This window comes from Streptomyces sp. ActVer (assembly GCF_027270795.1).
Classification (GTDB): Bacteria; Actinomycetota; Actinomycetes; order Streptomycetales; family Streptomycetaceae; genus Streptomyces; species Streptomyces umbrinus_A.
This window is the reverse complement of record NZ_JAPWHT010000344.1, coordinates 1-11233: the sequence shown is the minus strand read 5'-3', so window position 1 is coordinate 11233 and position 11233 is coordinate 1. Positions and strand designations below refer to the sequence as shown.

At 72.1% G+C, this 11233-nt stretch carries 7 protein-coding genes and 3 pseudogenes; 5 read left to right on the top strand and 5 right to left on the bottom strand.

The window, feature by feature from the left end:
• Window positions 1-78: 78 nt before the first annotated feature.
• Together O3Q52_RS38435 and O3Q52_RS38430 are read right to left on the bottom strand one after the other, a co-directional pair.
• Window positions 79-621 (bottom strand): annotated as a pseudogene (locus O3Q52_RS38435) (Nif3-like dinuclear metal center hexameric protein); the annotation flags it as partial.
• A 134-nt stretch (window positions 622-755) separates the two neighbouring features.
• Window positions 756-1793: pseudogene (locus O3Q52_RS38430) on the bottom strand (ABC transporter substrate-binding protein).
• Between the two features lie 310 nt (window positions 1794-2103).
• Here O3Q52_RS38430 and O3Q52_RS38425 point away from each other — a divergent pair.
• Together O3Q52_RS38425 and O3Q52_RS38420 are read left to right on the top strand one after the other, a co-directional pair.
• A pseudogene (locus tag O3Q52_RS38425) lies at window positions 2104-3315 on the top strand (hypothetical protein); the annotation flags it as partial.
• 1119 nt (window positions 3316-4434) lie between these two features.
• Complete coding sequence (locus O3Q52_RS38420) at window positions 4435-4611, top strand: hypothetical protein (protein ID WP_269653225.1); 177 nt, start codon at window positions 4435-4437, stop codon at window positions 4609-4611.
• A gap of 143 nt (window positions 4612-4754) precedes the next feature.
• On the opposite strand, the gene O3Q52_RS38415 is transcribed toward O3Q52_RS38420, so the two are convergent.
• The 3 genes from O3Q52_RS38415 to O3Q52_RS38405 form a co-directional block, all read right to left on the bottom strand.
• Complete coding sequence (locus O3Q52_RS38415) at window positions 4755-5708, bottom strand: 3-oxoacyl-ACP reductase (protein WP_269653223.1); 954 nt, start codon at window positions 5706-5708, stop codon at window positions 4755-4757.
• 61 nt (window positions 5709-5769) lie between these two features.
• Window positions 5770-6846 carry a Zn-dependent alcohol dehydrogenase gene (locus tag O3Q52_RS38410; RefSeq protein ID WP_269653222.1) on the bottom strand — a complete coding sequence of 359 codons (1077 nt, stop codon included), beginning with the start codon at window positions 6844-6846 and terminating at the stop codon, window positions 5770-5772.
• 41 nt (window positions 6847-6887) lie between these two features.
• Entirely contained in the window at window positions 6888-7763 is an 876-nt protein-coding gene (locus O3Q52_RS38405; RefSeq protein WP_269653221.1) for a MaoC/PaaZ C-terminal domain-containing protein, read from the bottom strand.
• Window positions 7764-8054: 291 nt separating this feature from the next.
• Here O3Q52_RS38405 and O3Q52_RS38400 point away from each other — a divergent pair, with 291 nt between their 5' ends.
• The 3 genes from O3Q52_RS38400 to O3Q52_RS38390 are packed head-to-tail and all read left to right on the top strand — an operon-like array spanning window position 8055 to window position 11068.
• Complete coding sequence (locus O3Q52_RS38400) at window positions 8055-9047, top strand: ABC transporter ATP-binding protein (protein ID WP_269653224.1); 993 nt, start codon at window positions 8055-8057, stop codon at window positions 9045-9047.
• The gene (locus O3Q52_RS38395; RefSeq protein ID WP_269653220.1) at window positions 9047-9766 is read left to right on the top strand and encodes an ABC transporter permease; all 720 of its coding nucleotides are present in this window, start codon (window positions 9047-9049) and stop codon (window positions 9764-9766) included. Before O3Q52_RS38400 ends, O3Q52_RS38395 begins: the two co-directional genes overlap by 1 nt.
• Window positions 9767-9781: 15 nt before the next feature.
• Window positions 9782-11068, top strand: coding sequence for a sensor histidine kinase (locus O3Q52_RS38390; RefSeq protein WP_269653219.1), 1287 nt, complete (start codon window positions 9782-9784; stop codon window positions 11066-11068).
• Window positions 11069-11233 lie beyond the last annotated feature (165 nt).

Here is an 11233-nt window from a genome sequence, read left to right as displayed (position 1 = left end):
GGACGGGCTCCTCCTGGACGTGCGCATACGCTATGGCCAGCGGCGAGTCCGCCTCGAACGGCAGCCGCCCGGTGACCCGGTCCGCACCAGCGCCTCGGGGTCGCCCGCGACGCGGATGCCCTGCGCGGTGGCGGGCAGCCGCTCGGCGACGCGGGCGGCGAACTCGCGGACGGTCAGCGGATGGTCCAGCTCGCAGACCCGGCCGAGGCCCCGGCGGCCGTCGGCGTCGGTGGGGTCCGGCACGAGGGGGCGTACGACGCGGAGGTCCAGGGCTCCGGCGAGGGCGTCGCTCACGCCCGGGTCGGCGCGGTCGGCGTTCGTGTGGGCGACGTGCAGCGCGATGTCGTTCTTGATGAGGGTGTGCACGACGCGGCCCTTGAAGTTCGAGGCCGCGACCGTCGTCGTACCGCGCAGATAGAGCGGGTGGTGGGTGACCAGCAGGTCGGCGCCCAGCTTCACCGCCTCGTCCACGATCTCCTGGACCGGGTCGACGGCGAAGAGTACGCGGGAGACCTCCTGGTCGGGGTCTCCGCAGACCGTCCCGACCGCGTCCCAGTCCTCCGCGCTCGCGGGGGGCCAGAGAGCGTCGAGCGCGGCGATGACTTCAGACAGACGGGGCACGAACAAAAGGCTACCTGCCTTGTGTCCGTGCCCCACCGGTCGCGGGCTACTTGACCAGCCGTGACCGGGCGACCCCGCTGCGGGCGACTGACCGGCAGTCCGTCCGGCCGTCCGTCCCGCCCCCGCCAACTGCGCTACTTGGCGAGGAAGCCCCTGAGGTCGTCGAGGACCTCGCCGGCCGCGGTGACGCCGAGGCCGAGGTACCAGGTCTCGTCGGGTACGTCCTTGGCCTGGCCGTCCTCGACCGCGCCGAGTTTCTTCCAGAGCGGGTTGTCCTCGGCGGTGGCGCGGTCGGTCTTCTTGGCGTCGTCGTAGACACCGGTGAAGATCCAGTCGGCGTCGTCGATCTTCTCCGGGCTGATCTCCGCCGCGAGGTCGTTGATCTGCTGGTTCTTGGGGCGCGGGATGCCGACGTCCTCAAGGATCGTGCCGATGAAGGACGCCTTGGCGTAGAGGCGGATCATGCCCGGCAGGTAGCGGAGCATGGTGACGGTCGGCTTGTCGGGGCCGAGTTCGTCGCCGAGGGCCTTGGCCTTCTTCTCGTACGCGGCGAGCTGGGTCTTCGCCTCGGCGGTCTTGTCGAGCGCGGCCGCGTTGAGGAGGTAGTTCTCCTTCCAGGTGAAGCCCGGACGGATGGAGAACACGGTGGGGGCGATCTTGGAGAGCTGCGGGTAGAGCTTGGCGGCGCGCAGCTCGCTGCCGAGGATCAGGTCGGGCTTCAGGCCCGCGATCGCCTCCAGGTTGAGGGCGTTGATCGTGCCGATGTCCTTCGGGCTGCCCGCGTCCTTCTTCAGGTACGAGGGAATCCCGTCCGAGCCCTCGGTGGGCGCCCAGCCGACGGGCTGCACGCCGAGGGAGACGACGTTGTCGAGCTCGCCGACGTCGAGGACGACCACGCGCTTGGGCTGGGCCTTCAGCTCCGTCTCACCCATCGCGTGCTTGATCGTGCGCGGGAACTCGCCGGCCTTGGCCGTGGTCCCCATCCTGGCCGTCTCCTAGGCCGCCTTCGCGAAGTCCTCGCCGCCGGTGGCGACGGACTTGCCGCCTGCGCCGTTGTCGGACTTTCCGGAGCCGGAAGCCGAGTCCGAGTCGCCCGAACCGCAGGCGGCGAGCGAGAGAGCGGCCGCCACGGCGAGGGCGACGGCGGCGGAACCGCGGCGTCGCAGGGACATCAGGCACACACTCCGGTGGTTCATGATCTGGTTCATGATCTGGTTCAAGATCGGGCTCGGGCTCGGTCTCGTGCCGCCCGGGCCCGGTGGCACGCGAAGGGACGGCGGGGAACTCAGGAACCCCACAGACAGCCCTCAGACGCCACTTAGGCAGCCCTAACCATAAACCGCCTCACCGCCGCTCAGCACACCCGCCCCCGTTCCCTCAGGCGAATCAGAAACGGGCCACTCTTATGTGTGAAGCGGTCACCTGCCGGTCCCACGCCTGTGCGTGCGAAAACTAGGTTTCATGGCCGGAGGTGACCGAACGATGACGGCCTGTGCCTCCCCCGAGGTCTCGACTTCGCTCGAGCAGGGGGGAACCCCATCGTCCGCGGCGGTGAACGAGAACGAATGGGCCGCACGAGCAGGGTGCGTGATCACCGTCGACGGGTCGTACGCGGCCCGCCTGGCCCGCAGCGGCGACTCCTGGTTCCCGGAGCGCTGGACACTGGACGGCCCCGAGCCGTACGCCGTGCCCCTGCCCGGCAACCAGCCCGAGGAGCCCGGCACGGAAGTGCTGCCGATGGCGGACGGGCGGGTGCTCATCCACCGCCTCGTCGACGGACGGCACACGTTCTCGCTGCTGTATCCGACGGGCCCGGGGACGGGCGAGGTGCTGCTCGGCGCGGTGGAATGCCCGGACGTGGGCACGGAGTTGCGGCTGCTGCCGCCCGCTCCGGCCGGCACCCGTGCGTACGCCCTTGCCGTTGGCCGGGGTTCGACGGCCGTGTGGCTGGTCGCGGGCGGCGCCTTCGGGCCCGAGCATCTCGCGGAGGTACCGGGCCGCTGCTCGGGCGGGGTGTGGCTGGGCGGCGGGGACCGACTGCTCGCGCTGGACCGGCAGTTGGACGGCCGGACCAAGACGGTCGCGGTCGATCTGGAGCGCGGGGGCGAGGTGTCGCCGCTGTTGCAGATCTCCGAGCAGAGCAACGACCGGCTGCTCCTCGCGGACGCCGACAGCGGGCTGCTCCTGATCCGCTCGGACGCGCCGTCGCCCGGCCAGGAGCGGCTCGGCTGGGGCGTGTTGGGGAGCACGCTGCCGGTGCGCTTCCCGGAGTACCTGCAACTGCCCGGCCGCGCGGTCACTCCGTTCGCGATCCAGCCGGGGCAGGTGCTCACCCCGGAGAGCTGCGCGGTCGCCCTGCGGATCGGCGGCCCCTCCGGCAGCTGGCTCGGCATGTGGCGTCCCGCCGAGCGGTATCTCCATCAACTGCCCGCGCCCAACGGCTGGTTGGCGGGCTCGGGCCAATGGACCAGGGACGGGGTGCTCCATCTGCCGTACGCGACGGGGGCGGTGCCGTGCGGCGTGTCACGGGTGGGAGCACCCACGGGGGCGGGGGACGGGGGCCCGGGGGATCCGGACCGTACGGCTGAGGCGCGGGGGGACGCGCCACGGGGGCCGTCGGTCACGGGTCCCCCGGAGTCCGCGACGGCCCGTCCCGTACCCCTCCAACAGGCGCCGCTGACGGGACGCCTGATGGCGAACGCGTTCGCTGGCCGCCGGTTGGCACAGGCGGCGGGAGCGGGAGCCGGACGGACAACCGGCCCTGGCGCGGGGCCGGTTGTCGCGGCGGGTGGCACGGGCTGGGCCGCCGCCCAGGCCCCGGAGCCGGTCCGCAGGGAGGGCACGGGCTGGACCCCGGTCGAGGGCACGGGGCAGATGGGTGCGGAGGGGGCGGACTGGACTGCCGTCGAGAGCACCGGGCAGCCGGGGGCGGACTGGACTGCCGTCGACGGCACGAGGCAGCTGGATGCGGAGAGCGCCGGCTGGACTGCCGTCGAGAGCCCCGGGCACCGGGGGGCGGCCTGGACTGCCGCCGACGGCACGAGGCAGGTGGATGCGGAGGGCGCGGGCAACTCGGCCGCCGAGCACACGAGCCGTGCGACCGCCGAGAGCGCGAGCCCCGCACCCGGTGCGGTCCCCGGCCACCCGGGCGCGGAGCACACGAACCGCGCGAGCGCCGAGGCCACGGGCCGTGCACCCGTCGAGGGCGTCAGTGATGCAGCCGCCGGGAACCCCCTGTACATGCTCCCGGCGGACACGGAAAGCACCCTTCTCCTGGTCCCGATCGACCCGGAGAGCTCCGGTCCCGTGCCCGCCGAGGGGACCGGCGGGGCTCCCGCTGAAAGCATTCGCCCAGCAGTCCGGAGGACAGTCCAGACGGCGGACCGGGCGGCGGACGAGGCGGCGGACCAGGCGTCAGCCCAGCCGGAGATGCAGCCTGCGATTCAGGCGGCGTTTCAACCGGTGGTTCAACCGGCGTTTCAACCGGTGGTTCAGCCGGTGGTTCAACCTGCGATTCAGCCGGTGCCCCCGCAAGGCGCTCCTTCTGAAGTCCGGCCAACCCCGCCCTCGACCCCGGCCCCTCCCCTGCCCCCAGCTCCACTCCCGGTGAACCCACTCCAGGTCGAGCAGGTGAGTACCGAGTGCCCGCCGGCCCTCCGCGCTCTCCGGGCGAGCGTCGAAACGACGCCCCCTTCCACCCCCCTCAAAGTGACCACCGAGTAGCCCCAACCACCCCTCAGCACTGTCACACCCGCCCGTTAGACTCGCCCGCGCTGTACCGAAGGATCTTGTTGACACGGGGTGAATTTCCACATGAGCGACACGAGCACCATGGAGACGACGGCCACCGACCCGCGGGCGACGGTGACCCAGGCAGCAGACGACGGTGGCCACGGCAGGCACCGGGGGCCCGTCTCCGCGCAGGAGGGCGAGGCGACCCCTCGCGGCCGGCACCGTAAGCCCGCCGAGCACGGCGACAAGGGGGCCTGACGACCTCAGGTCCGAAGCGTCACACGGCCCCGCCCGACACTCGTCGGGCGGGGCCTTTCCGTGCGAGCACCACAGCGGTCACCCGCGCGATCACCCGTGGGGGGTCTGCCGTGGGGGCTGCCCGTGAAGGGCGCCCGTGGGGGTCACTCGTGCTTGAGCCCCAGTACCTCCGCCGCCGCGAACGTCTCCCCCGCCGGCCGGTCCGCGTAGTGCGGTGTGAGCAGCGCGTCGAGTTCGTCGTACGTGAAGGCGTCCTGTTTGGTGTCGAACTTGGCCGCCACCCGCGGCCGTTCGACCACCGCGACCATCCCGCCGTGCACGACGAGGAGCTGGCCGTTGACGTGCGCGGCCGCGGGCGAGGCCAAGTAGCCGACGAGCGGGGCGACATGCTCGGGTGCGAGCGGGTCGAGCCGGTCCTCGGACCCGTCGCCCGCCGGTTCCTGGAAGCCCGCGAAGACGTCCGCCGTCATACGGGTCCGGGCGCGCGGGCAGATGACGTTCGCCGTGACGCCGTACTTCGCCAGCGCCAGTGCCGTCGAGGTGGTGAGCCCGACGATTCCGCCTTTCGCGGCCGCATAGTTGGGCTGTCCCGCGGAGCCCGCGAGGAACGCCTCCGAGGAGGTGTTCACGATCCGCCCGTACACCGGCGCGTCCGCCATCTTGGACCGGGCCCGCCAGTGCGCGGCCGCGAAGTGCGTGGTGTTGAAGTGGCCCTTCAGATGGACCCGGATCACCGAGTCCCACTCGTCCTCGGACATCGAGAAGACCATCCGGTCGCGCAGGATGCCCGCGTTGTTGACGAGGATGTCCAGCTGCCCGAACTCGGCGACCGCCAACTCGACGAGTTCCCGGGCCTGTTGGTGGTCGGCCACATCTCCGGTGTGCGCGACGGCACGACCGCCCGCCGCCCGGATCCCGGCGGCGACCTCCTCGGCGGGTGTGGCGGACGCATCCCCGGAGCCGTCCCGGCCGGGCTGTCCGAAGTCGTTGACGACGACGGCGGCGCCGAGCCGGGCGAGCTCCAGCGCCTCCGCCCGGCCCAGGCCGCGGCCCGCACCCGTGACGATCGCGGACCGGCCCTCCAGTGGCAGTGACATCAAGGTCCCTTCAGCCGTCGGTGGCCAGAAGATCGAGAGGATCGAGAAGTCGGATCAGGGGTCAGATCTCGATGCACGTACGCAGCGCCACACCCGAACGCATCTGGTCGAGCGCCTCGTTGATGTCGCTCAGCGGCACCCGGTGGGTGATCAGCCCCTCCAGGTCGATGCGCCCGGCGCGCCACAGCGCGATGGTCCGCTCGTACGACCGCAGGACGTCCCCGCCGCCGTACATGGACGGCAGGATCCGCTTCTCGTCGAAGAACAGCTCGAACATGTTGAGCTGGAGGAAGTCGTCCATGGCGCCCGCGCCGACGACGACCAGCGTGCCGCCGCGGCGGGTGTTGTCGTACGCGGTGCGGGCGGTGGCGGAGCGGCCGACGACCTCGAAGACGTAGTCGAAGCCCTCGCCCGCGGTCACCGTCTGCTTGGCGTCGGGGAGTTCGTCGGGCGACACGGCCCTGGTGGCGCCGAACCTCAGCGCGGCCTCTCGGCGGGAGGCGACCGGGTCGACGGCGACGATCTCGGCGGCGCCCTTGAGCCGGGCGCCCTGGATCGCGGAGATGCCGACGCCTCCGCAGCCGATGACGGCGACCGACGAACCGGCCTCCACGTCGGCGGTGTTGAGGGCGGCGCCGAGTCCGGTGGTGACGCCGCAGCCGATGAGGGCGGCGATGTCGAAGGGCACGTCGTCCGGGATCGGCACGGCGCAGCCCGCGTCGACGACGACCTCCTCGGTGAAGGTCCCGGTGCCGGCGAAGCCGAACACATCGCCGCCGGGGCGCTTGAAGTTGGGCGTGCCCGCGTTCATGAACCCGGCGAGACACAGCTCGGTCTGGCCGCGCTTGCAGGCGGGACAGGCACCGCAGGCGGGCAGCCAGCAGACGACGACCCGGTCGCCGGGCTTGACGTTGGTGACGCCCTCCCCCACCTCCAGGATCTCGCCCGCCCCCTCGTGCCCGGGGACGAACGGCGCGGGCTGCGGCAGCACCCCGGCCATCGCGGAGAGGTCCGAGTGGCACAGGCCGGTGGCCCGCACCCGGATCCTGACCCGGCCGGGGCCGAAGCCCGTCGCCTCGACGTCGTCGAGTATCTCCAGCTTGTCCTGGCCTATCTCGTGCAGTACGGCTGCGCGCATGGTGCGGCTCCCCTCGGAAACGTACGTAGGTCCCTGGTCCCTCAGTTGTGCTCGACGACGGTGTCGGCGAGGACCGGTGCGTCGTCCCGGTCGGCGGCGCCCACCGTCACGCGGACCGTGCCGTCCCCCTGCCACATGCGGATGCGCAGGGTCTCGCCCGGGTAGACGACCCCGGCGAAGCGCGTGGTGTAGGAGCGGACCCGGCCCACGTCGCCGCCGAGTGCGGTGTCCACGACGGCCTTCAGCGTCATCCCGTACGTGCACAGCCCGTGCAGGATCGGCCGGTCGAAGCCGGCGAGCTTGGCGAACTCGGGGTCGGCGTGCAGCGGGTTCCAGTCGCCGGAGAGCCGGTACAGGAGCGCCTGGTCCTCACGGATCGCGCGCTCGACCGTCCGGTCCGGATCGCCCGTCGGCGGTTCCGGCCGGCCCGAGGGGCCGCGGTCGCCGCCGAATCCCCCTTCACCGCGTACGAAGATCTGGGCGTCGTTGGTCCACAACGGGCCCTCGTCGTCGGCGACTTCGGTGCGCATGACGAGGATGGCGGCCTTGCCCTTGTCGTAGACGGCCGCGATCCGCCCGGTGGCGGTCGCCCGGCCCTCGACGGGGATCGGGCGGTGCAGCGTGACGGTCTGGCCCCCGTGCAGGACATGCGCGAGGTTGACGTCGATGCCGGGCATGGAAAGGCTGTTGATCACGCCCGGGGAGCCGGCGCCCGCGACGGTGGCGAAGCTCGGCAGCACGTGCAGCCGGGACTCCAGGGTGTAGCGCAGCTCGTCGGGGTCCGTCGCGGGGCTGTCCTTGTCGGGGTTCGCGCCGGCGCCGAGGCCGAGGTGGTAGAGCTGGACGTCCTTGTGACCCCAGGCGATCCCGGCGGACCGGGGCTCGGCCGCGAGGGCCTGGGCAACGTCGATGGGCATGGGGCTCCTGACTGCCGGCGGGGAAGACCCCGGTGCGGCCGTCCGCACCGTCGGCCGCACCGAGGTCGACACTGAGCCGGGGAACCCGCCTGTTCTAGAACGCGTTCCAGTCCGGCGACCACCTGTATAGCTCAGGGTCCGGCACATGTGAAGACTCCTGACGGCATGTCAGATGGGTGGCACGGACGCGGCAGTGACATTTGTCCTGCCCGAGTCCGTACATTGCGCATCTGCCCCGCCGGCCCCGGGATTCGTAGCGTCGTACCCATGACGAAGACGGGGACGGGGACGATGGCGGACACGACGGAGACGGCGGCGGACACCTCGACGCGCGGGGCCGCCGACCAGGCAGTTTCCTTCGCGGGGGCGGTCAAGGCCTTCGGTGCGGTACGGGCCGTGGACGGTGTCGATCTGGAGATCGCGCGCGGCGAGACGGTCGCGCTGCTGGGCCGCAACGGTGCCGGCAAGTCCAGCACGATCTCGCTCCTGCTGGGCCTGAACGAGCCGGACGAGGGCGTCGTACGCCTCTTCGGCGGCACCCCGGAGGAGGCCGTGCGGGCGGGGCGTGTGGGCGCGATGCTCCAGGACAGCCGGCCGGTGCCGCGGGTGACGGTGGGTGAACTGGTCGGGTTCGTGGCCGGTACGTATCCCGCGCCGATGCCCGTCGCCGAGGCGCTGGAACTCGCGGGCATCGCCGAGCTGGCCGGGCGGCGCGTCGACCGGCTCTCCGGGGGCCAGACACAGCGGGTGCGGTTCGCGGTCGCCCTCGTCGGAAACCCCGCGCTGATCGTGCTCGACGAGCCGACCGCGGCGCTGGACGTGGAGGCGCGGTACGCCTTCTGGGACTCGATGCGGGCGTACACGCGGCGCGGTCACACCGTCCTCTTCTCCACCCACTACCTGGAGGAGGCGGACGCCAACGCCGACCGGATCGTCGTCATCGACCACGGCCGGATCGTCGCCGACGGCACCGCCGAGCAGCTGAAGCGGGCCGCGGGCGGCAGCCTCGTCGCCTTCGACCTCGCCGCCGGCCCGGACGGGCTGGCGGACGCAGGCACGCACTGGCTGGCGGACCTGCCCGGGGTGGTCTCCGTGGAGGTGCGCGGCGACCGGGCTCGGCTGCGGACCGACGACTCGGACGCCACGGTGATCGCGCTCGCCGAGCGCGGCGCGATACGCGCCCTGGAGGTCGCGCCGGCCTCGCTGGACGACGCGTTCCTCGCCCTGACCTCCTCCGACTCCCCTGCCCCTGCCCCTGCCCGTACCTTCCTGGAGACGGTGTGATGCTCGACTATCTGCGGCTCGAAGTGCGCCGGACTCTGCGCGACACCGGCTTCGTGATCGGCGGTGTCGTGATGCCGGTGGTGATGTACCTGCTGTTCACGAACCTCGGTGACGGCGCCGACAACGAGTGGCGCACCGCCTCGATGATCGGCATGGCCGCGTACGGCGCGATGGGCTCGGCCCTCAACACCGGCGGCGGGGTCGCCGAGGACCGGAGCATCGGCTGGCTGCGGCAGCTGCGGATCACGCCGATGAGCCCGCGCCAGGTCGTGACGGGCCGGGCGCTCACGGGTGCGGTGACGGTGCTGCCCGCGATCGTCGCGGTCCTCGTGGCGGGCGGCCTGGTCAACGGCGTACGGCTCGACGCCTGGAAGTGGGCGGTGATCGCGCTGCTGCTGTGGCTCGGCTCGATCCCCTTCACGCTGCTCGGCCTCGGCAACGGCTACCGGCTGACCGCGCAGGCCACGGGCGTGATGAACATGGTCTGCAACCTGACGCTCGCGGTGGTCGGCGGCCTGTGGTTCCCGCTGAGCCTCTTCCCCTCCTGGCTCCGGTCCCTGTCCACCTACACACCCACGAACCGGTTCGCGCAGCTCGGCACGTCGGTCGCCGACGGGCACGCGCCGGCCCTCGGAGCGGTGCTGGTGCTGACCGGATGGCTGCTGGCCTTCGGCTCGTACGCTGTGGTCTCGTACCGCAGGACCGCACGGACCGTCTGAAAGGGGGCTGAGGACATGTCCTGGTTGCGAAGGGTCAGCTGTCAGATGTCGGCGTGGCAGGAGTCGCGGACGGACCGGAAGGCCGACCGGGACGCGTTCGTGGCCGACCGGAAGGCCGTGCAGAAGACCGGGAAGCTCCCGGAGCACCTGGGCCCGCCACCCAGCGGTTTCGCCCTGCTCCCCTGGCTCCTCATGGGCATGGGCGCCTTCTCGAACCTCTTCCAGGGCAAGACCCCGAACCCGTGGATCGGCGGCATCGGCCTCCTCGTCTTCAACTCCCTCTACATCCATGTGGTGTTCCGGGCCTTCACCAAGGAGGCCCGCGAAGCCCGCTCCACCCGCGGCGCGTTGATCGCGCTCGGCGTGGTGACCTGCCTCCTCGGCGGCCTGTACGGCGGCAGCTGGCTGCTCTTCTTCCCGCTGCTCGGCCTGGCCGCGGGCGCGATCGTCCGGGGGCGGTGGCTCGGCAAGACCGGCATCGGGCTGAGCGCGCTCGCCGGTGTCGTGGCCGGACTGCGGGACGGCTGGGGCGCGGTGAACGTCGCGTACGGCACGTTCCTGTCCACCATGGTGACCGCGGCGATCCTCTCCCTGTCGGACGCCGTACGTGAACTGCGCGCCGCCCGCGAGGAGTTGGCCCGCCAGGCCGTCGAGAAGGAACGTCTCCGCTTCTCCCGCGACCTGCACGACCTCCTCGGCCACACGCTCTCCGTCATCGTCGTGAAGTCGGAGGCGGCCCGTCGGCTCGCACCCCGCGACATGGACGCGGCCCTGGTCCAGGTCTCCGACATCGAATCGGTGGGCCGCCAGGCGCTCACGGAGATCCGCGAGGCGGTCACCGGCTACCGCGAGGGCAGCCTCGCGACGGATCTCGACCGGGCGGGATCGGCTCTGCGGGCCGCCGGTGTCGAACCGGTCGTCCGCCAGTCCGGGCCGCCGCTCGCCGCCCAGACCGAGGTCCTGCTCGGCTGGGTCGTCCGGGAGGCGGTCACCAACGTGGTGCGCCACAGTGGCGCGGGGCGCTGTGAGATCACGGTGGATGGTTCGGCGGAGCATGTTCGACTGCGGGTCACGGACGACGGTCGTGGGGTGGCGCCGCCGGCCGCGCCGGAATCGCCCGTGCCCGGCATCGGCGGCACCGGTCTGAAGGGGCTGACCGAGCGGCTCGCGGCGGCCGGGGGGTCGTTGGAGGCGGGGCCCGGGGCGCGGAACGGGTTCACTGTGACGGCGGAGCTTCCGGTGGAGCCGGCGGAGCGGATGGGGGTGCCGGAGCTATCGACTGGGCGCGTACCCAGCCGGTAGCTCCGCTGGGGTGTGATGATCGGCTGCGGGTGGGTGGGGGTTGCTCGCGCAGTTCCCCGCGCCCCTTGAAAGACAAAAGCCAGGGGCGCCGCCCCGCTTTCAGGGGCCCGGGGAACTGCGCGACCGGCCCCCACCGGGCCCGCAGCCATACAACGCACCCCCAGC